The sequence below is a fragment of the Buttiauxella gaviniae ATCC 51604 genome (genome assembly GCF_001654835.1).
Lineage (GTDB): Bacteria > Pseudomonadota > Gammaproteobacteria > Enterobacterales > Enterobacteriaceae > Buttiauxella > Buttiauxella gaviniae.
This window is the reverse complement of sequence record NZ_LXEP01000011.1, coordinates 99,303-120,605: the sequence shown is the minus strand read 5'-3', so window position 1 is coordinate 120,605 and position 21,303 is coordinate 99,303. Positions and strand designations below refer to the sequence as shown.

The 21,303-nt window shown below is 49.2% G+C and carries 19 protein-coding genes; 13 read left to right on the top strand and 6 right to left on the bottom strand.

All coding sequences use genetic code 11. The features are described 5' to 3' along the window. Positions 1 to 51 precede the first annotated feature (51 nt). Genes gcvA through rlmM form a run of 3 tightly spaced genes read left to right on the top strand, consistent with a single transcriptional unit; the run spans position 52 to position 2,507 of the window. Positions 52 to 969, top strand: coding sequence for a glycine cleavage system transcriptional regulator GcvA (gcvA, locus tag M977_RS06730; RefSeq protein WP_064513397.1), 918 nt, complete (start codon positions 52 to 54; stop codon positions 967 to 969). A 49-nt stretch (positions 970 to 1,018) separates the two neighbouring features. Further along, entirely contained in the window at positions 1,019 to 1,414 is a 396-nt protein-coding gene (locus M977_RS06725) for a DUF423 domain-containing protein (protein ID WP_064513395.1), read from the top strand. Then, positions 1,407 to 2,507, top strand: a complete 1,101-nt coding sequence (gene rlmM / locus M977_RS06720) for a 23S rRNA (cytidine(2498)-2'-O)-methyltransferase RlmM (protein ID WP_064513393.1) — start codon at positions 1,407 to 1,409, stop codon at positions 2,505 to 2,507. The genes M977_RS06725 and rlmM overlap by 8 nt, the downstream gene beginning before the upstream one ends. A gap of 41 nt (positions 2,508 to 2,548) precedes the next feature. On the opposite strand, the gene xni is transcribed toward rlmM, so the two are convergent. Next, a complete protein-coding gene (gene xni, locus M977_RS06715) occupies positions 2,549 to 3,319 on the bottom strand; it encodes a flap endonuclease Xni (RefSeq protein WP_064513391.1) in 771 nt (256 codons plus the stop codon). Between the two features lie 186 nt (positions 3,320 to 3,505). Here xni and M977_RS06710 point away from each other — a divergent pair, with 186 nt between their 5' ends. Further along, positions 3,506 to 4,690 (top strand): aminotransferase-like domain-containing protein, encoded by a 1,185-nt coding sequence (locus M977_RS06710; protein ID WP_064513389.1) that lies wholly within the window; start codon positions 3,506 to 3,508, stop codon positions 4,688 to 4,690. A 52-nt stretch (positions 4,691 to 4,742) separates the two neighbouring features. Here the strand turns inward: M977_RS06710 and kdgT are convergent, their stop codons facing one another. Beyond that, complete coding sequence (kdgT, locus tag M977_RS06705; protein ID WP_064513387.1) at positions 4,743 to 5,738, bottom strand: 2-keto-3-deoxygluconate transporter; 996 nt, start codon at positions 5,736 to 5,738, stop codon at positions 4,743 to 4,745. Between the two features lie 408 nt (positions 5,739 to 6,146). Here kdgT and kduI point away from each other — a divergent pair, with 408 nt between their 5' ends. After that, positions 6,147 to 6,983: a 5-dehydro-4-deoxy-D-glucuronate isomerase gene (kduI, locus tag M977_RS06700; protein ID WP_064513385.1), complete on the top strand. Its 837-nt coding sequence runs from the start codon at positions 6,147 to 6,149 to the stop codon at positions 6,981 to 6,983. A gap of 181 nt (positions 6,984 to 7,164) precedes the next feature. Here kduI and M977_RS06695 read toward each other — a convergent pair whose 3' ends face one another. From M977_RS06695 to queF, 4 genes are all read right to left on the bottom strand, one after another. Beyond that, on the bottom strand, positions 7,165 to 8,529 hold the full coding sequence (locus M977_RS06695) for an L-serine ammonia-lyase (RefSeq protein WP_064513383.1): 1,365 nt from the start codon (positions 8,527 to 8,529) through the stop codon (positions 7,165 to 7,167). A 66-nt stretch (positions 8,530 to 8,595) separates the two neighbouring features. Next, positions 8,596 to 9,894 (bottom strand): HAAAP family serine/threonine permease, encoded by a 1,299-nt coding sequence (locus tag M977_RS06690; protein WP_064513380.1) that lies wholly within the window; start codon positions 9,892 to 9,894, stop codon positions 8,596 to 8,598. Positions 9,895 to 10,370: 476 nt separating this feature from the next. Beyond that, positions 10,371 to 11,735, bottom strand: coding sequence for a nucleotide 5'-monophosphate nucleosidase PpnN (gene ppnN / locus M977_RS06685; protein WP_064513378.1), 1,365 nt, complete (start codon positions 11,733 to 11,735; stop codon positions 10,371 to 10,373). 115 nt (positions 11,736 to 11,850) lie between these two features. Beyond that, the gene (gene queF, locus M977_RS06680; protein ID WP_064513376.1) at positions 11,851 to 12,693 is read right to left on the bottom strand and encodes an NADPH-dependent 7-cyano-7-deazaguanine reductase QueF; all 843 of its coding nucleotides are present in this window, start codon (positions 12,691 to 12,693) and stop codon (positions 11,851 to 11,853) included. 68 nt (positions 12,694 to 12,761) lie between these two features. Between queF and syd the strand changes: the two genes are divergently transcribed. The 8 genes from syd to M977_RS06640 all read left to right on the top strand — a co-directional run bounded on the left by syd (position 12,762) and on the right by M977_RS06640 (position 21,268). Further along, the gene (syd, locus tag M977_RS06675; protein ID WP_064513542.1) at positions 12,762 to 13,310 is read left to right on the top strand and encodes a SecY-interacting protein; all 549 of its coding nucleotides are present in this window, start codon (positions 12,762 to 12,764) and stop codon (positions 13,308 to 13,310) included. Between the two features lie 653 nt (positions 13,311 to 13,963). Further along, entirely contained in the window at positions 13,964 to 14,293 is a 330-nt protein-coding gene (locus M977_RS06670; protein WP_064513374.1) for a YqcC family protein, read from the top strand. Then, complete coding sequence (gene truC / locus M977_RS06665; RefSeq protein WP_064513371.1) at positions 14,293 to 15,063, top strand: tRNA pseudouridine(65) synthase TruC; 771 nt, start codon at positions 14,293 to 14,295, stop codon at positions 15,061 to 15,063. The genes M977_RS06670 and truC overlap by 1 nt, the downstream gene beginning before the upstream one ends. A gap of 27 nt (positions 15,064 to 15,090) precedes the next feature. Then, positions 15,091 to 15,540: a flavodoxin gene (locus M977_RS06660; protein WP_064513370.1), complete on the top strand. Its 450-nt coding sequence runs from the start codon at positions 15,091 to 15,093 to the stop codon at positions 15,538 to 15,540. 347 nt (positions 15,541 to 15,887) lie between these two features. Then, positions 15,888 to 17,249 (top strand): MFS transporter, encoded by a 1,362-nt coding sequence (locus M977_RS06655; protein ID WP_064513368.1) that lies wholly within the window; start codon positions 15,888 to 15,890, stop codon positions 17,247 to 17,249. Further along, on the top strand, positions 17,246 to 18,595 hold the full coding sequence (locus M977_RS06650; RefSeq protein WP_064513366.1) for an enolase C-terminal domain-like protein: 1,350 nt from the start codon (positions 17,246 to 17,248) through the stop codon (positions 18,593 to 18,595). The genes M977_RS06655 and M977_RS06650 overlap by 4 nt, the downstream gene beginning before the upstream one ends. A 19-nt stretch (positions 18,596 to 18,614) precedes the next feature. After that, a complete protein-coding gene (gudD, locus tag M977_RS06645; RefSeq protein WP_064513364.1) occupies positions 18,615 to 19,949 on the top strand; it encodes a glucarate dehydratase in 1,335 nt (444 codons plus the stop codon). Between the two features lie 170 nt (positions 19,950 to 20,119). Then, positions 20,120 to 21,268, top strand: a complete 1,149-nt coding sequence (locus M977_RS06640; protein ID WP_064513362.1) for a glycerate kinase — start codon at positions 20,120 to 20,122, stop codon at positions 21,266 to 21,268. Positions 21,269 to 21,303 lie beyond the last annotated feature (35 nt).

Genomic DNA, 21,303 nt, shown 5'->3' with positions numbered 1-21,303 from the left:
AACTAAGTTCGCCTGTTTGTTAATAGACTTTAACATTTAAGCCAATCAACTATGTCCAAGCGTTTGCCACCTTTAAATGCCTTACGTGTATTTGACGCCGCTGCTCGTCACCTGAGTTTTACTAAAGCGGCTGATGAATTATTCGTGACACAAGCCGCCGTGAGCCACCAGATTAAGTCTCTGGAGGATTTTCTGGGTCTTAAGCTGTTCCGCCGTCGCAACCGTTCTTTGTTGCTGACAGAAGAGGGGCAGAGTTATTATCTGGACATCAAAGAGATATTTACGCAACTGACAGAAGCAACGCGTAAGCTTCAGGCGCGTAGTGCTAAAGGTGCGTTAACGGTCAGTTTACTGCCAAGTTTTGCCATTCACTGGCTTGTGCCACGCCTAACTAGCTTTAATACAGCTTATCCGGGAATCGACGTACGAATTCAGGCTGTTGACCGTCAGGAAGATAAACTTTCTGATGATGTCGACGTCGCGATTTTTTACGGGCGTGGAAACTGGCCGGGTTTGCGAGTGGAAAAGCTTTATGCAGAATATTTGCTGCCGGTCTGCTCGCCTTTGCTGTTAACGGGCGATAAACCTATTAAAACTCCTGAAGATTTAGCCCATCATACTTTGCTGCATGATGCTTCTCGTCGTGACTGGCAGACCTATACTCGTCAATTAGGCGTAAGCCATATTAATGTGCAGCAAGGCCCTATCTTCAGCCACAGTGCGATGGTGTTACAGGCTGCTATTCACGGCCAAGGCATTGCGCTGGCGAATAATGTTATGGCGCAATCAGAGCTTGAAGCGGGCCGCTTAGTTTGCCCATTCAACGATGTTCTGGTGAGTAAAAACGCGTTTTATCTTGTTTGTCATGACAGCCAGGCAGAACTGGGTAAAATAGCGGCCTTCAGGCAGTGGATTCTGGCGAAAACAGCGAGCGAACAAGAAAAATTCCGTTTTCGCTACGATCAATAAGCAAACCATCGCGTAGCCATGCCGCTACGCCTTACTTTAGGGTTACACCATGACCAGCCGTTTCATGCTGATTTTTACCGCAATTAGCGGTTTTATCTTTGTTGCTCTCGGGGCCTTCGGGGCTCACATTTTGAGCAAAACGCTTGGTGTTGTGGAGATGGGCTGGATTCAAACCGGCCTTGAATATCAGGCTTTTCACACATTAGCGATTTTTGGTCTGGCGGTTGCTATGCAGCGTCGGATCAGCATCTGGTTTTACTGGAGCAGCGTATTTATGGCGCTCGGTACAGTTCTATTTAGCGGCAGCCTTTATTGTCTGGCGCTGTCTCATTTACGCCTTTGGGCGTTTGTTACCCCCGTCGGTGGAATCAGTTTTCTGGCCGGTTGGATATTGATGTTGATTGGTGCAATGCGCCTGAAACGTAGGGGCGTAAGCCATGAATAAAGTTATTTTGTATTGCCGACAAGGCTTTGAGAAAGAGTGCGCGGCGGAGATTACCGATAAAGCCAGTCAACGCGACATTTTTGGTTTTGCTCGTGTTAAAGAAAACAGCGGTTATGTTATTTACGAATGTTATCAGCAAGATGACGCCGATAAGCTGGCGCGTGAGCTGCCATTTAAAGATTTGATCTTTGCTCGTCAGATGATTGTTGCCGGTGAACTGCTTAAAGATCTTCCAACCGACGATCGTATTACACCAATCACTGGAATGCTGACTGGTGTCGTGGAAAAAGGCGGCGATCTGCGCGTTGAAGTTGCCGACACCAATGAAAGCAAAGAACTGATGAAGTTCTGCCGCAAGTTGACGGTGCCATTGCGTGCGAGCCTGCGTGAAGCGGGGATTCTCACCAATTACGAAACGCCAAAACGCCCGGTTGTGCATGTGTTCTTTATCGCGCCAGGCTGTTGTTATACCGGCTATTCCTATAGCAACAATAACTCGCCTTTCTATATGGGCATCCAACGTCTGAAATTGCCTTCGGAGGCGCCAAGCCGTTCAACCTTGAAACTGGAAGAGGCTTTCCATACTTTCATTCCGGCTGATGAGTGGGACGAACGTCTGGCAAACGGGATGCATGCCGTTGACCTTGGAGCCTGTCCAGGCGGTTGGACTTACCAATTAACGCAACGCAACATGTGGGTTTGTTCTGTTGATAATGGTCCGATGGCGCAAAGCCTTATGGATACAGGGCAAGTGACCTGGTTGCAGGAAGATGGTTTCAAATATAAGCCAAGCCGCAACAACATCTCCTGGATGGTTTGTGACATGGTTGAGAAACCGGCGAAAGTGGCAAATCTGATGGCTACGTGGTTAATTAATGGCTGGTGCCGTGAAACCATTTTCAACCTCAAGCTGCCAATGAAGAAGCGCTATGAAGAAGTGTCGCAAAACCTGGCATTGATTCATGAAAAACTGGCGGAACATGGTATCAGCGCTGAGATTCAGGCTCGCCAGTTGTACCACGACCGTGAAGAAGTAACCGTACACGTGCGCCGTATGTGGGCGGCTGTCGGTGGTCGTCGCGACGAAAGATAATAAATTCGCCCCTCATCCCAACCCTCTCCTGATGGAGGGGGCTATGGTGAGGGTGTCCCACCCGGCAAGCGTAACTGCTGTAAATTCCCGTCAAGCACCAAATCTGTTTGTAGCTGCGCAACCTTGCGGCTAATAAACGCTATTTCCCGATGCTGCTCTAATTTCTTACGCCATTTTTCTGGCACTTCATCCAGCCTTTCGTACAGCGCTTCCAGTGTGGAAAATTGATTGATTAACTGCGTGGCACTTTTCGGTCCAATACCCGGAACGCCGGAAATTTTGCTGCTGCTTATCCCTGCAAGTCCCCAAAAATCAGCCAGCTGTTCAGGCTGAACGCCATATTCCTGTGCAATAAAAGGCGCATCTAACCAGCGCTTTTGAAAATAATCACGGATTTGAATCGTGGGCGCTAATAGTTGGCAAAAACCTTTATCGGTCGAAACGATGGTGGCGCGATGCCCACCGGCTGCTATTTTTACTGCAAGAGTTGCCGCCAGGTCATCTGCTTCATTTCCCTGAGAATGCCAACAAGCCACACCTCTTTTAGCGAAGGCTTCCCGCAAGAGTGGCATTTCTTGGTGCAAGGTATCTGGCATTGGTGCACGCCCCGCTTTATAGTCAGGCAAGACCTGATGTCGCCAACCTTCACGACGGTCTTCGTCGTCAAACACGGCGACCGCATGCGTAGGCTGACTGTGTGTTATCAGCGCATCAAGTGCATGCAGACAAGTTTCAACGCAGGGTGATCCCTGGACCGCATGAATACGACGTATCAGGTTCAGGGCGTCAACGATAAGTAAATGAATCATCATGAGTATTTCGCTTTAGACATTTGCTTTGTACACACTAACATTTCTGTAGAGTGACCGCGAATTCGGGAAGCGCAATCAGGAAAGCGGCTCGCAATAAAAGTCGTATTTATTGATCTGAAAATGCATTGCTAACTAGTTAGGTTGCTATGTATATTTTTAATAAATAGAAAAACCAGAGACAACAACATGAGTAATAGTTCACACCTCGCACATCGTATTCAGGCTCTACAACCGTCAGCAATCAGAGAATTATTGAAGCACAGCAAAATGCCTGGCGTGATTTCGCTCGCCGGAGGCATTCCTTCCAGCGAATTGTTTGATACCGAAGGGCTAGGTGTCGCGACTCAAAAAGTGGTCGCTGAGAATTTTAACGATGCTTTCCAATATGGTTTGACTGAAGGCAATGTTGAATTACGTCATCAGCTAGTTGGATTGTGTCAGGAACGCGGCATTACCACTACGCCTGATCAACTTCTGATCACTTCGGGTTCGCAGCAAGCATTGGATTTGCTGATGCGTGCGCTGGTGAATCCGGGTGATGTGTTTGTTGTTGAGCGCCCAACTTATTTGGCGACGCTGCAAATCCTCAGCCTCAATGAAGCTAATGTGAAATCAGTGGGCAGCGACGAGCACGGTATGATCGTCGATGAACTGGAAGAATTGCTGAAGACAACACGCATTAAAGGTGTCTACATCGTTCCGACATTTGGCAACCCAAGCGGCACAACACTCAGTGCCAGCCGCCGTGAAAAACTGGTCAAACTGGCAGAAGAGCACCATTTTGTCATTGTTGAAGATGATCCGTACGGGGCGATTAGTTTCTCTGACACGCGTGAAAAAACCTTGCTGCAAGTGGCTACTGAACGTGGCAGCAAAGATATCGTAGTCTATACATCAACATTTTCTAAGATTCTGGCACCAGGGCTGCGCGTAGGTTGGATTGTTTTGCCAGAGTGGATGAAGCAAAAAGTGGCCATCATTAAACAAGCCACGGATTTGCACGCTAACTCATTTACGCAATCACTGGTGTCGGCGTATCTGACACTTGATCGCCTGAATCCGCAAATCGAACTTATTCGTGAAGCGTATAAGAAGAAGTGTCTGAGCTTGTCGACGTTTTTACAACAGGAACTCGGTGAGCACATCACCTTCAATCAGCCGCAGGGTGGGATGTTCTTGTGGGCCGCTTTCCGCTACGAATTTGACACTACTCGTTGGTTACAGCAGACCCTGGAAAAAGGTGTCGTATATGTACCTGGTGAGTTCTTCTTTAGTGATAATGCTGATAAGAAAACGCTACGTTTCTCTTACGCAACAGCCACTGAAGAGCAGCTTTATGAGGCCGTTCAGCGACTTAAATCTGCGCTGTAAGATGTAAAAATGGAGCCGAAAGGCTCCATTTTTGTATTATGTATTTTAACTATTAATGTGAAAGCTCAACCACATCATCTGTTTCGCTCTTTTTAGCGACCGTGCCACCCATACGTTTTGAGTACAGTGCGGTAATAATTGGCACCAGAATGGCGGTCACAATCACGCTTGCTGCAACCAGGGCTGTTGCTGACGCGGCAACTGGCTCAAATGCAGGGTTGATTTGCGCAATGATAACCGGGTTTGCCACTGCAGCTCCTGCTGCGGAAGATGCTGCAATACCCGCTGTACCGTTGCCGCCACCAATGTATTTATCAGCCAGAATCAGTGGAATACCGGTGATAATGATTACCGCGACACCCAAAAGCACACCGAGCAGACCAGTGTGCATAATCACGGTCAGGTTGATGGTGTTACCCAGCGCAAAGCCGAAGAACGGAATCAGTACTGGCGTTGCTTTGCTGAAGAAAGTACGGAAATCGTGATCAAGGTTACCCAACGCAAAACCAATCAGGAATGGCAGCACGGCACCGATAAAGTGGTGAGGTTCAAATGAAGCCAGACCTGCGGAACCCAGAATCACCATGGTCATCAGTGGGCCAGATTCCAGAGACATCAGGACAAATGCACCTGACTCTTCTTTAGTCCCGTACTGGTTCATCAGGCTCGCATACAGGCCACCGTTGGTCATGTCCATCGCAGAAACGAGGGCCAGAACCGACAAACCTGCAAACATACCTGTCTGAATACCACCTTCAGGAATAAAGGATGCTGCAATCATTGCCACAACCCAGGCAACTGCAATTTTGGTTAGTACCAAGGTGCCAGACTTGCGAAGAACCGTACCTGTAGCACGAAGATCAATTGAGGCACCAATACAGAAGAACCAGACCGCCAGAATTGGAACGGTGCCGCTTATCATCCCTTTAGTAAATGAACCAAAATAGGCGCCAGTATCTGGAGCGAAAGTATTTAAAATAGCTCCAAGTATCAATGGAACCAACATCATCCCACCAGGAATGCGTTCAATAGTAGCTTTGATCTTCATGGTAATTCCTTATGATTTTTTCATCAATTACAACGTGTTAATGAAAAAATGACTTAACAGTTAGCGGCGAAAACCGTTTGTTTTCCCTGATTAATTAGTATGTTGGGTCAGAGATGCTATTTGCTCTTAATGGCAGTTTCATAAACGTTATAGAGCTAGTTACCACGGCCAATCTGTCAGGTAACGCTTCGTTAGATAAACTATCCACCGATTGGAACCATGCTTCAATCAAATTGAAACGATATTTCAATTTGGATCACATTATTTATTTATTCTGGTGATAAACTGTCTCTGTGGTGCAGTTAAATGTAGATCTATTGTGAATAAATCTATTTTAATTGCTAAATTATTATTAATAGTAACGGGCGTGATTTTGTTTCCGCCTCTTATTCCCAGTAAGGAAAAGTAATGGATATTCGTCAAAGCATTCATAGTGATCATGCAAAAACACTGGATACTGCCGGTCTGCGTAAAGAGTTTCTGATTGAAACTATTTTTACCGCCGATGAGTACACCATGACCTACAGCCACATTGACCGCATCATTGTTGGTGGTGTCATGCCAGTAAATCGCACTGTGAGTGTTGGCGGTGAAGTGGGCAAACAGTTAGGTGTGAGCTACTTCCTGGAACGTCGTGAGCTGGGTGTGATTAACATTGGTGGGCAGGGCACAATTACTGTCGATGGGACTTGCTACGAAATTGGCGCTCGTGATGGTCTGTATGTTGGTAAAGGTGCTAAAGAAGTGGTGTTTGCAAGCATTGATCCGGCAAACCCAGCACGCTTCTATTATAACTGCGCACCGGCTCATACTACTTACCCAACTAAGCGCATAACGCCTGCGGATGTTTCTCCGGTTACTCTGGGCGACAGCGTTACCAGTAACCGTCGTACCATCAACAAGTACTTCGTTCCGGATGTACTGGAAACCTGCCAACTGAGCATGGGTCTGACCCAACTGGAACCCGGCAACCTGTGGAACACTATGCCTTGCCATACTCACGAACGTCGTATGGAAGTCTATTTCTACTTTGGACTTGAGCAGGATAGCTGCGTATTCCACATGATGGGCCAGCCGCAAGAAACTCGTCACATTGTGATGCAGAACGAGCAAGCTGTGATCTCACCAAGCTGGTCAATTCACTCAGGTGTGGGTACGCGTGCGTATACCTTTATCTGGGGTATGGTTGGCGAGAACCAAGTGTTTGATGATATGGACCATGTGAAAGTGGGCGACTTGCGCTAAACCCTCGTCATACTTCACGTTGCAGATGCGTTGGTTTCACTCGGTCACCCAAATCACTTACTAGAGTAAGCTCATTGGGATTCCCTTACTCACCGCCTTTCTGCAACGCGAATTATTTAGAGGGTCGCCTGGATATAAAACCGCCATTAAAAAAGGCTCTCAGATGAGAGCCTTTTTGGTATTAATCGCAGGACACTTTCATGGCCAGCCCGCCGCGAGAAGTTTCGCGGTATTTGGCGTTCATGTCTTTGCCTGTTTCGTACATGGTGTCGATAACCTTATCGAGGCAGACACGAGGTTCGCTGGTACGGCGTAATGCCATACGTGCCGCATTCACCGCTTTCACCGCCGCAATAGCATTACGCTCAATGCATGGCACCTGAACTTGCCCGGCAACCGGGTCGCATGTCAGACCAAGGTTATGCTCCATGCCGATTTCCGCAGCAATACACACCTGACTTGGGCTACCACCCAACAGTTCAGCAAGACCTGCCGCGGCCATAGAACAGGCAACGCCGACCTCGCCCTGGCAACCGACTTCTGCACCTGAAATTGATGCGTTCATCTTATACAGAGAACCAATTGCACCGGCAGCGAGGAAGTATCGTGCGCAAGAGTTGGTATTAACTTCGCGAATGAATTTGTCGTAATAGGCCAAAACTGCTGGAACGATGCCGCATGCGCCGTTAGTCGGAGCTGTAACAACACGCCCACCGGCAGCATTCTCTTCGTTCACCGCCAGGGCGAACATGTTAATCCAATCCACAACAGCCATTGGATCAGAGTTGTTCTTGTCACTGCTGACCAACATTCTGCGCAATGCTGCTGCGCGGCGTGGCACACGCATTTTGCCCGGCAGCACGCCTTCGGTGGTGATACCACGTTCGATACCGCTGCGCATCACATCCCAGATGTTTGCAAAGTGGGTGTCGATTTCAGACTGAGTGCGCAGCGCGCGTTCGTTGAGCATCATCAGGCCAGACAGGGAAAGCCCACTCTCTTTGCAATGACGCTGCAAATCCGCCGCACTTTTATAGGGATATGGAACGACAGCCTGTTGAGTATCTTCGAGGCCAAAATGCGCTTCATCAACGATAAAACCGCCGCCGATGGAGTAATAAGTTTGGCTATAGATAACCTCGCTGCCCGCAAGCGCAGTAATACGCATACCGTTTTCATGCAGTGAAAGATTATCTTCGTGGAAGTTCATGCAGCTATCGACCGGGAATTCCACTTCACGCTGGCCGTTAGCCAGTAACAGACGACCGTGAGTATTCACGTCCTGAATGAAGTGAGGGATAGCATCGATATCGACAGTGTCTGGCATGTTGCCAGCCAGTCCCATGATAATGGCGATATCAGTATGGTGGCCTTTGCCGGTGAGGGAAAGTGAACCATATACATCAACCACTACACGCGTGACGTTCTGCAAAATCCCTTGCGCGATTAAATCGTCTGCGAATTGCTTACCGGCTTTCATCGGGCCGACGGTATGGGAACTGGAAGGGCCAATACCGATTTTGAAAATATCGAATACGCTAATCATGTTGCGTCCGTTGCCTGAATAACTTAATGAAAAAACCGCCAACAGGAAGCTGGCGGTTTAGAACTGTTAGATGAACAGCGAGTATAGAGAGTAAGAGATAGCAGAAATAGCGACTAGACCCATAATCACCACAAATACATTGCTGATATGACCGCTATATTTGCGCATCGCTGGTACTTTCTGAATCGCATACATCGGCATCAGGAACAGAATCATTGCAATGATTGGGCCGCCGAGAGTTTCAATCATGCCCAGAATGCTTGGGTTCAGGGTGGCGACAATCCATGTCGATACCAGCATGAAGATTGCAGTAATGCGGTTCAGCTTACTAATTTCGATGCTCTTGCCTTTGCCGCGCAGGGACTTGATAACCATCCCATTGAAGCCTTCACGAGCACCTAAATAGTGGCCGAGGAAGGATTTGGTGATAGCGACGATAGCGATAATCGGTGCCATCCACGCAATCACTGGCGCATTAAAGTGGTTAGCCAGGTAAGACAGAATAGAGATGTTCTGTGCTTTTGCTTCGGCCAGGTTCTCTGGAGAAAGGCTCAGTACGCAGCTGAATACGAAGAACATCACGGTAATAACCATCATGATGTGTGCGTAGGACAGGATGCGGGAGCATTTTTTCTCTGCTTCTTCACCATACTCGTTACGTTTCGCTACAGCGAAGGCAGAGATGATTGGTGAGTGGTTAAAGGAGAACACCATTACCGGAATTGCCAGCCACAGTGTCATCCACAAACCGCTCCCGGTTGCCGGGCTTGCGCTAAATGACATGTTATCGAATGCCGCGCTGCTCCAGTTAGGGATCAGATACAGAGCCAGAACCATCAGAGCGGCAACGAATGGGAAGACCAAAATACTCATTGCTTTAACGATCATCTGCTCGCCGAAACGAACGATAGTCATCAGGCCAACGATCAGAATCAGAGATAACAGCGCGCGCGGCGGAGAAACCAGACCCAATTGGTGAGTAATAAAGCTATCAACGGTGTTGGTGATAGCAACGCTATAAACCAGCAAAATTGGGTAGATAGCAAAGAAGTAGAGCAGGGTGATTACTTTACCTGCGCCAACGCCAAAGTGCTCTTCTACAACTTCAGTAATGTCTTCGCCAGGATTTTTACCTGACAGCACGAAACGAGTCAGACCACGATGGGCAAAGAACGTCATCGGGAACGCGAGGATTGCCATAATGAACAGCGGGATCAGACCGCCTACACCGGCATTAATTGGCAAGAACAACACGCCTGCACCGATTGCTGTACCGTACAGCCCCAGCATCCACATGGTATCGGACTTGCGCCACGAACTTTTGCTCTCGACAGAGGCAATACTGCCGGTTTGAGTGGTTTCCATCTACTACTTCTCCAAAGGAACATATGATTCGAAATCTGGTTCAATCGCGATGACTTGCCATTGACTACTGAAACTTAATGCTGTTTACAGGCTATTTTATAGTAATTTTGGCCAGTGATAATCAGCGGGCGGAAAGATACATTCATGACGTCAATTCATCAGTGATCAAGATCCCAATTGTAAGAATCTACTGTTTGTATGGTTTTTTGCAGTTTTTCAGTCTGCGACTGATATTTTATGCAGTGTTTATACCCTAAAGATGATGTTTTTGTGGTTTATAAAACGAGGTTTCATTACTGGGTTGTGGTGTAATTGCCTGTATAAGCACGATTTTTAGCGAAGAGGTATACGAAAACATAAGTTTTCATGAAGAGATAAATTCTGATACCGGTAACATGTAGAAAAATGAATAAAACAGCAAAAGGGTAAAAAAAGTGGGGGAAAAAAGATGGGCGGAGTGACTCCGCCCAGGTGAGTTAGGTACAGATTTCGTAGCAAGGAATATAAGCACTGCCTGGTAATTTCATACGGTGCTGGGCGACAAATCCCTGGAGGAGAACATCCATGCGTTTCATCATGTCTGCATCACCGTGGATTTTATATGGCCCGAATTTTTCAATTGCGCGGATCCCGCCTTCTTTAACGTTACCCGCAACAATCCCAGAAAATGCCCTACGCAAAGATGCAGCCAGTTGTTCTGCCGGTTGGTCTGGATACAACTTGAGATTTGCCATGTTTTCATGGGTTGGCTCAAACGGCATCTGCAAATCTGGCGCAATTCTAATCGACCAGTTGAAGCTATAAGCATCACCCGTTTCACGGCGATTCTCTTTCACTTTCGGCATAGCCTTTTTCATCTGACGGGCCACTTCAGCCGGGTCGTCAATAATGATTTGATAATGACGGCGTGCCTGCTCACCCACGGTGTTGACGATGAACTCATCGAGCACACGGAAGTAGTCAGCACTTTCTTTCGGCCCGGTCAGAATCAGTGGCAATACTTGATCATGGTTGTGAGGATTCATCAGAATGCCGAGCAGGTAAAGCAGCTCTTCCGCGGTACCTACCCCACCAGGGAAGATGATGATGCCATGCGCAATACGAACAAACGCTTCAAGGCGTTTTTCGATATCAGGCATGATAATCAGCTCATTCACTAGTGGATTCGGTGGCTCAGCGGCAATGATTGATGGCTCGGTCATACCAATAAAGCGGCTTTCTTTATAACGCTGTTGGGCATGACCTACCGCCGCACCCTTCATTGGTGCTTCCATAGCGCCAGGGCCACAGCCGGTACAAATATTGAGTTCACGCAGGCCTAGTTGTGTGCCGACGCGACGCGCATAGAGGTATTCGTTTTCGTTGATTGAGTGCCCGCCCCAGCATACGACCAGGTTTGGCGCTTCGCCGACGTGCAATGCACGAGCATTACGTAAGATAGAGAACACCATATTGGTGATATTTGCCGGTTCTTCCAGATCGAGATTCTGGAAGCGACCTGCGCTGGAAAGTTGACCGTTAACGAATAAAATATCGCGTAATACGGCAAACAAGTTAGCTTGCAAAGCCCGGATGATACGACCATCGACGAAAGCGTCTTCAGGAGGGTTAATCAGTTCGAGTTTGACACCACGTTCGCGGCGCAAAATGTTGATATCGAAGTTTTCGTAACGCGACAACAGCTCTTTACTGCTATCCGTCTGGCTTCCTGAGTTAAGTACGGCAAGTGAACAATTGCGAAACAGTTGATAAAGGTCGCTACTGGCCGTGCGCTTAAGCATGTCCACTTCCAGTTGCGACAACATATCCATTGAGCCTAGCGGGCTAATATGTGTAATCAAGTTAACTCCTTACGAAGCGTAAAGTGCCGCTCCCAATGATTACAATAGCCCTGCAATGTTCAATTTAACAACCTGAAAACAATAATCCCTCCTCAGGCTGCGAGGCGTTTCGCACTTATTGACGAACCAGACGCCCAAATGCCGGGTGGAAATCGGTATTTGTACGCCACGGGTTAATGTCCAGGCCGCCACGACGGGTATAGCGTGCGTAAACGCTCAGGCTTTCCGGGTTACAAAAATGCTGAATGTCATTGAAGATGCGCTCAACGCACTGTTCGTGGAATTCATTGTGATGACGGAACGAAACCAGATAGCGCAGCAGCTTTTCCCGGTCGATGCGCGGGCCACGGTAGCGTATTTGCACGGAACCCCAATCTGGCTGGTGGGTGATCAGGCAGTTGGATTTAAGCAGGTGGCTGACCAGCGTTTCCTCTACGATTTCGTCGCCAGCGGCACCAGTGAGGTAATCGGCGTTAAATTCGTAGTTATCAATAGTGATATTTTGCTCATCAATGCACTCGCCTGTGAATGCCGCAATTTCCTGGCCTTCGAGTTCACGTAAACGGAACAACACCACGCTGACATCGCCTTGTGCGCAGGCGCTTAAATCACGCTTTAACGTTTCTTCGACGCTTTCCCAGTCTGCGAATTGTGTCTGGTTAAAGCTGTTCAAATAGAGCTTAAAGCTTTTGGACTCAACCAGGTTCACGCTGTTTGCATCAAGCTGCACATGCCCGACTGCCACCTGAGGCAAACCGTTACTGTTCAACCACGACAGTTCGTACAAGGTCCAGATATCGCCACCACTAAATGGCAGATTATCAGCCTGTAAGCCAAGCGGGTCGCGATTAAGACTACGCGGTACAGGCTGAAGTAAAGATGCCTGGTATTTATCCTGGTAAGCGGTTGGCTTGCCCAGCGTCAGGCCGCTCAGTGCCTGGTGTTTTTCATAAGACATGTGTCACCAATAGAATGCAGGTACAATTGGCCTTTATTGTACCGCAGCCTTGAGGGAGTGAGAAATTGGTGGATAACGACGTACGTCAGGCACTGGAAGATTTTACCAATCGCTTTTGTCATGCATGGCGTGAGCAGGTGGGTGGGTGGCCCGCGAGCGAAGAATTATATGGTGTGCCGTCGCCGTGTATCGTGACAACTACAGGTGACGATGTGCGTTGGCAGCCGCAACCTTTTGCACCGGAAAACGATCTTGGTGCTGTAGAAAGAGCAATGGACATTGCATTACAGCCTGCGGCGCATCAGTTCTACACCACGCAATTTGCCGGCGACATGCCTGCACTTTTGGGGAGCCAGTCCTTAACTTTGTTACAGGCCTGGAGCGAAGATGATTTCCAGCGTGTTCAGGAAAACCTGATTGGCCATCTGGTCACGCAAAAAAGACTGAAACTTTCACCAACGCTATTCCTTGCGACCACACCCGATGAAATGGAAGTGGTGTCGCTGTGCAATTTAAGCGGTGAAGTGGTGCTGGAGAAAATTGGTACTAAGCAGCGCAAAACACTCGCCCCATCGCTGATTTCTTTCCTTAACGACCTTGAGCCACAGGTTATTTAAGCGCGGATCGCTGATGGGCTTGTGAGAGATCTCTTACACAAGCTGTAAGAGATCTCTAACTTTACGTGCAGACTTTTTTGAGTGATAAATAACAAAATCATTATTTATCATAATATTATGATTATTCTGATCTGCTTTTAAATGAAAGTTATCGTAAGCTTCAGTTGTGAGTGCCTTGCCAGAGTGAACGAAATGGTAGATTCTATGTCCGTCGACAGGAAGTCGGGAAGTGAAGGAGATGTCAGGATGATGTCACTTCATTGAAGAAGCGGAACACACCAGGATGGTGTTGCAAGGAAGGCTTCAGGACGAAGCAAGGATCACTCAGGAAGAGTAAGGGACACCTCCAGGACGGAGAAAGAGAGCCGAATTTGGATTTTCGGTGGGTCTGGAAGACCAAAGGATATTGCATCAGGACGATGCCGGAACACCTCAGGATGATGGTAGCAGGAAGCGAGTACAACGGATTGTAGGTCAGGAGACCGCAGGACATAGTTGTCACGGACGAGCAGGGAGCACCAAAAGTAGCCGGATTAGCTGCGAAACGAACCGGGAGCACTGTTTATACAGTGCTCCCTTTTTTTATGCTTTTTTTCGCCCATAGCAAGAAGTGGTATGATTGCCGGCTTCTTTTGACTGATGCGGAGGTTTTCATGGAACGCCACGCGCTGGTACGCCAGCATTTACTTATCATTGAACAAGTTTTGCGTGACCATCAACTTTGGCAGGGCTGTGCTCCAGACGCTGAAGCCTTTGAAAGCACGCAACCATTTTGCCTGGATACAATGCAGCCCCATGAATGGTTGCAATGGGTTCTGATTCCACGAATGCACGCACTTCTTGACGCTCAACACCCTCTGCCTGCTGATTTTGCCCTCGCGCCTTATTACGAAATGGCGATGGATGCAGCACATGTCGGGCGCGATCCGCTGTTAAAAGCGCTACAAGATCTTGATGTTCTGTTTGCGAGTGACACGAAATAATGCTGGAAATTATTTATCAGGATGAGTGGCTGGTGGTGGTTAATAAACCTTCTGGTTGGTTAGTTCACCGTAGCTGGCTTGACCGGCATGAAACCGTTTTTGTAATGCAAACCGTGCGCGACCAAATCGGCAAGCACGTTTTCACCGTTCATCGCCTCGACAGGCCAACATCCGGCGTACTGCTGATGGCGCTTTCCAGCGAAGTCGCGCATTTATTGTCTCAGCAGTTCGAAAATCACCAGATTCAGAAGCGCTATCATGCTGTGACGCGTGGCTGGCTTGAAGATGATGCGGTGCTTGATTACCCGCTCGTTGAAGAGCTGGATAAAATCGCCGATAAAAAAGCGACTCAGGATAAAGAGGCGAAGCCCGCAGTAACGCATTATCGTGGTCTGGCGACAGTGGAAATGCCAGTTCCGGTTGGGCGTTACCCAACAGCACGCTACAGCCTGGTTGAACTCGAACCTAAAACTGGTCGTAAACACCAGTTACGCCGTCATATGTCTCACTTGCGCCACCCGATGATTGGTGACTCAAAACATGGCGATTTGCGTCAAAACCGTGCAGCTGCGGAACATTTTGGCTGCGAGCGTTTAATGCTTCACGCAAGTCAGCTTTCGCTAAATCACCCGGTTACCGGTGAACTGCTGTGTCTTCGTGCGAGCCTTGATGGCACCTGGATGCAGATGATGTCACAGTTTGGCTGGAGCGGATTGCTGAGTGATATCGAAAAGGTTGAGTTTGTTGCAAGCAACGGCCAGGATGAATAATACAGCCGTAACGCAAGGAGTTAACTGATGGCCGAAGTGGGAATTTTTGTAGGCACGATGTATGGAAACTCGCTGTTGGTGGCAGAAGAAGCCGAAGCGATTTTAAAAAAGAAAGGTCATAAAGCCACTGTATTTGAAGATCCTGAGCTTGCCGACTGGCAAAAATACAGCGACAAGTACGTATTGATTGTCACTTCAACAACCGGTCAGGGCGATTTGCCAGACAGTATAGTTCCTCTGTTTCAGGCGATAAAAGACAAAGTCGGTTACCAGCCAGATTTGCATTACGGTTTGATTGCCCTGGGCGACAGCAACTACGAGCATTTTTGTGGCGGCGGGAAGCAGTTTGATTCCTTATTGCAAGAGCAGGGTGCTAAACGTGTGGGCACAGTTTTAGCCATTGATGCTAACGATCATCCCGAACCCGAATCGGTCTCTAACCCATGGGTTGAGCAGTGGGCTGCATTGTTAAAGTAACAACATGAATCCAGGGCGGGTGACGTCACACTTACCTGCCCTCCGACTAAAATTGGCACATCGTTTCACCTCAAGCTTAATCCATTCGTTTTATCCGGTTGTTTCAAAAATCGTGAACCATCCCCCAACACATTGGACATACGCCATAAAGTGCTCAATAAGCGCGCGATAAAACTGTGTCTTTGCACGGTGAGGCGTTTTAACTCCCTTAATATACTTTCCATCGGCCACATAAAAACCGCAGATTCAGCACCACAAAAAATACTGCGGATGGGCCGATACCTCATTCTGATACCCTACAAGTGCAGAATGGATCATAGCCAAAAGCTATAATTCAGGAGTGCAACATGAATACAATTAGCCAAACGGCGAGCGTTGCCGAAAAAAGGACCAACGCTCGTTATTGGATAGTCGTCATGCTCTTTATCGTCACCTCGTTTAACTATGGTGACCGCGCCACGTTATCTATTGCTGGTTCGGAGATGGCAAAAGATATCGGCCTCGACCCGATTGGCATGGGTTATGTGTTTTCCGCATTTTCCTGGGCATACGTCATAGGGCAAATCCCTGGCGGCTGGTTGCTGGATAAATTCGGCTCAAAACGGGTTTATTTCTGGTCCATCTTTATCTGGTCGATGTTCACCTTGCTGCAAGGTTTCGTCGATATTTTCAGTGGTTTTGGCATCATCATCGCGCTGTTTACTTTGCGCTTCCTGGTGGGCCTGGCCGAAGCACCTTCCTTCCCCGGCAACAGCCGAATAGTCGCTGCGTGGTTCCCTGCACAGGAACGCGGCACGGCGGTTTCCATTTTTAACTCCGCACAGTATTTCGCGACGGTGATCTTCGCGCCAATCATGGGTTGGCTGACGCACGAAGTGGGCTGGTCACACGTGTTCTTCTTTATGGGCGGATTGGGCATCATCATCAGTTTTGTCTGGCTTAAAGTGATTCATGAGCCGAACAACCATCCGGGTGTGAACAAGAAAGAGCTGGAGTACATCGAAGAAGGCGGCGCGCTGATCAATATGGATCAGAAGAAGCCAAAAGAGCATATCCCAATGGCACAGAAGTGGGGCCAGATCAAACAGTTGATCGGATCACGCATGATGATTGGGATCTACATCGGCCAGTATTGTATTAACGCCTTAACTTACTTCTTCATTACTTGGTTCCCGGTTTATCTGGTGCAGGAAAAAGGGATGTCGATTCTGAAAGCCGGTTTTGTGGCTTCCGTTCCAGCGGTGTGTGGGTTTGTCGGCGGTGTGCTTGGTGGTGTGATTTCAGACTGGCTGATGCGCCGCACCGGTTCGTTAAATATTGCGCGTAAAACGCCAATCGTACTGGGGATGTTGCTCTCCGTCAGCATGGTGTTCTGTAACTATGTCGAATCAGAGTTGATGGTTGTCGGCTTTATGGCGATGGCGTTCTTTGGCAAGGGCATCGGGGCTCTGGGTTGGGCTGTGATGGCCGATACCGCACCAAAGGAAATCAGCGGCCTGAGCGGTGGATTGTTTAATATGTTCGGTAACGTTTCTGGCATCGTGACGCCAATTGCTATCGGCTACATTGTCGGCACAACCGGTTCATTTAACGGTGCGCTGATTTACGTTGGGATTCACGCGGTTGTCGCGGTACTGAGCTACCTGGTCATTGTTGGCGATATCAAACGTGTTGAACTGAAACCCGTCATGGTAGGGCAATCATCATGAATACTCAGGCAAGCCCGATTATTACGGATATGAAAGTCATTCCGGTGGCGGGGAATGACAGCATGCTGCTGAATATCGGCGGCGCACATGGCGCCTTTTTCACCCGCAACATTGTGGTTCTTACTGATAACGCCGGTCACACCGGCGTAGGTGAAGCACCCGGTGGCGAAGTGATTTACCAGACGCTGGTCGATGCAATTCCGCAAGTTGTGGGTCAGGAAGTCGCGCGAATGAATCGCGTAGTCCAGAACGTTCACAAAGGTAACCAGTCGGCTGATTTCGATACTTTCGGCAAAGGTGCCTGGACGTTTGAATTGCGCGTCAATGCGGTGGCAGCCCTGGAAGCCGCACTGCTCGACCTACTCGGCAAAGCGCTCAATGTTCCGGTGTGCGAACTGCTCGGCCCGGGTAAACAGCGCGATGAAGTGACCGTTTTGGGTTATCTGTTTTATATCGGCGACCGCCGCAAAACCGATTTGCCGTTTCTGGACGGGCAAAATGCAAAACATGCCTGGTATGATTTGCGCCACCAGCAAGCGCTGAGCAGCCAGGCGATTGTTCAACTGGCAGAGGCTGCACAAGATCGTTATGGTTTCAAAGACTTCAAACTTAAAGGTGGTGTTCTACCTGGCGAACAAGAACTCGATGCCGCCCGTGAGCTGAAAAAACGCTTCCCGGATGCCCGCATTACTGTTGACCCCAATGGCGCATGGCTGCTGGATGAAGCAATCGCATTATGCAAAGGGATGGGCGATGTTCTGACCTATGCCGAGGACCCATGCGGCGCGGAGCAAGGCTATTCAGGGCGTGAAGTGATGGCTGAATTCCGCCGCGCCACAGGCTTACCTGTTGCGACCAATATGATTGCCACCAACTGGCGCGAAATGAATCACGCCATCATGCTTAACGCTGTGGACATTCCGTTAGCCGACCCACACTTCTGGACGCTCAGTGGTGCGGTTCGTGTCGCGCAGATGTGCGATGAATGGGGGCTGACGTGGGGCTGTCACTCTAACAACCATTTCGATATTTCACTGGCGATGTTTACCCATGTGGGTGCCGCGGCACCGGGTAAACCTACAGCTATCGACACCCACTGGATTTGGCAGGAAGGTGAACAGCGCCTGACCAAATCGCCGCTGCAAATCGTTAACGGCAAAATTGCAGTGCCAGATGCACCAGGCTTAGGTGTTGAGCTTGACTGGGAACAGGTGCAAAAAGCCCACGAGGTGTATAAATCTCTGCCGGGCGGCTCGCGCAACGATGCAACAGCGATGCAATATCTGGTACCTGGCTGGAAGTTTGATCGTAAACGCCCGGCATTTGGCCGCAACTCATTCATATGAAAGAAAAGGAATAAGTAACATGACAACTTCGACCCCGATAGTTACTGCGATGCAGGTTATTCCCGTTGCAGGCCACGACAGTATGCTGATGAACCTGAGCGGCGCACACTCGCCGTTTTTCACCCGCAATATTGTGATTATCAAAGATAACTCCGGCCATACGGGCGTGGGTGAAATCCCCGGTGGTGAAAAAATTCGCCAGACGCTGGAAGAGGCTGCCGCCCTGGTCATTGGCAAAACGCTGGGCGAGTATAAAAACCTTCTCAATTTGGTTCGTGCCCAGTTTGCCGACCGTGATTCCGGTGGCCGTGGTTTACAGACTTTCGATTTGCGCACCACGATCCACGTTGTCACGGGTATTGAATCCGCCATGTTAGATTTGCTCGGCCAACATCTGGGCGTGAATGTGGCGTCTTTATTGGGCGACGGGCAGCAGCGCAGCGAAGTTGAAATGCTGGGCTATCTGTTCTTCGTCGGCAATCGCAAACTAACTCCGTTGCCTTATCAAAGCCAGCCCGATGAGAAATGCGACTGGTATCGCATTCGCCATGATGAAGCCATGACACCGGATTCTGTTGTGCGCCTGGCAGAAGCCGCTTATGAGAAATATGGCTTCAACGATTTCAAACTCAAAGGCGGCGTATTAGCCGGGAGTGAAGAGGCCGAAGCGGTAACGGCGCTGGCAAAACGTTTCCCGCAGGCTCGTGTAACGCTTGACCCAAATGGTGCCTGGTCGCTCGACGAAGCGATTAGCATCGGTAAGCAATTGCGCGGCGTTCTGGCGTATGCGGAAGACCCGTGCGGCGCTGAACAAGGTTATTCAGGTCGCGAAATTATGGCGGAATTCCGCCGTGCGACAGGCCTGCCAACTGCAACCAATATGATTGCTACCGACTGGCGTCAAATGGGCCACACGCTTTCGCTGCAATCCGTCGATATTCCATTGGCTGACCCGCATTTCTGGACCATGCAAGGTTCGGTGCGTGTCGCGCAAATGTGCCACGAGTTTGGCCTGACCTGGGGCTCGCATTCCAATAACCACTTTGATATTTCACTGGCGATGTTCACCCACGTGGCCGCAGCCGCGCCAGGCAAAGTCACCGCCATCGACACCCACTGGATCTGGCAGGAAGGCAACCAGCGCCTGACTAAACAACCTTTCGAAATCAAAGGCGGCATGGTGCAGGTTCCAACCACGCCAGGCCTAGGTGTTGAGCTGGATATGGATCAAGTGATGAAAGCGCACGAACTTTATCAACAGCACGGGCTTGGCGCGCGCGATGACGCAATGGCGATGCAGTACTTGATCCCAGAATGGTCGTTCAATAATAAGCGCCCTTGCATGGTTCGTTAATTTACCCGTCATACTTGAAGCTGCATCTGTGTTGGCTGTGTTCGCTCACCCTAATCGCTTACTTGAGTTAGCGATTAGGGGGTTGCTCACTTGCCGCCTTGATGCCGCTCCAATTATTTAGGGTAAAATTCGCTCTCATATATCCCATCTTACATAGCGACGGACGGCATATGAAAATTGTCATCGCACCAGATTCTTACAAAGAGAGCCTCAGTGCTCTTGAGGTGGCGACACAAATTGAAGCCGGTTTTCGGGAAGTGTTCCCGAATGCCCATTATGTGAAATTGCCCGCCGCTGATGGAGGTGAAGGCACCGTAGAAGCGATGGTCGCTGCAACAAACGGTGAAATCATTGAAGTGGATGTCACCGGGCCGTTGGTTGACCAGGTTCAGGCGTTTTACGGGATTTCGGGCGATAAACAGCAGGCCTTTATCGAAATGGCTGCCGCAAGTGGCCTTGAGCAGGTTCCACCTGAATTACGTAATCCACTCAATACCACGTCGTGGGGAACCGGTGAGCTGATTCGTTTTGCGCTCGATAGTGGTGTGCAAAGTATCCTGATTGGCATTGGTGGCAGCGCCACCAATGATGGAGGGATCGGTATGTTACAGGCACTTGGTGCACGCTTACTGGACAGCAATGGCGAACCTCTGGGCTTTGGGGGGCGGGAAGTGGCACGGCTCGCGAGCATTGATATTTCAGGCCTGGATAAACGGCTTAAAGAGTGTCGTATTGAAGTTGCGTGTGACGTTACCAATTTACTAACGGGTAAAGAGGGCGCTACGGCGGTGTTTGGCCCACAAAAAGGTGCCACACCTGAGATGATTAGTGAACTTGACCAGGCTCTGGATCACTATGCAAAAATTATCGCCCGAGACCTCGATATCGATGTGCTGACGCTTTCTGGCGGCGGTGCTGCGGGAGGAATGGGCGCGGCGCTGTACGCTTTTTGTGGAGCCGAATTGCGACAAGGCATTGATATAGTCACCGAAGCATTAAAACTTGATGAATTGGTGCGCGATGCAGATCTGGTGATTACCGGAGAAGGGCGTATCGACAGTCAGTCAATTCACGGCAAAGTACCGATTGGCGTGGCGAAAGTCGCAAAGCGCTACAACAAGCCAGTGATTGGCATTGCCGGGAGTTTAACGGCGGATGTTGGTGTGGTGTATGACCATGGCCTGGATGCCGTATTTAGTGTCTTATACAGCATCTGCAGCCTGGAAGAAGCTCTGGATAATGCGGGAGATAACCTGCGTATGGCCGCGCGAAATATTGCCGCAACGCTTGCAATAGGTGGTGGATGTCGCCTGCGCTAATCCACCAACAAAAACAAAACCTTCTGAAACCGCGT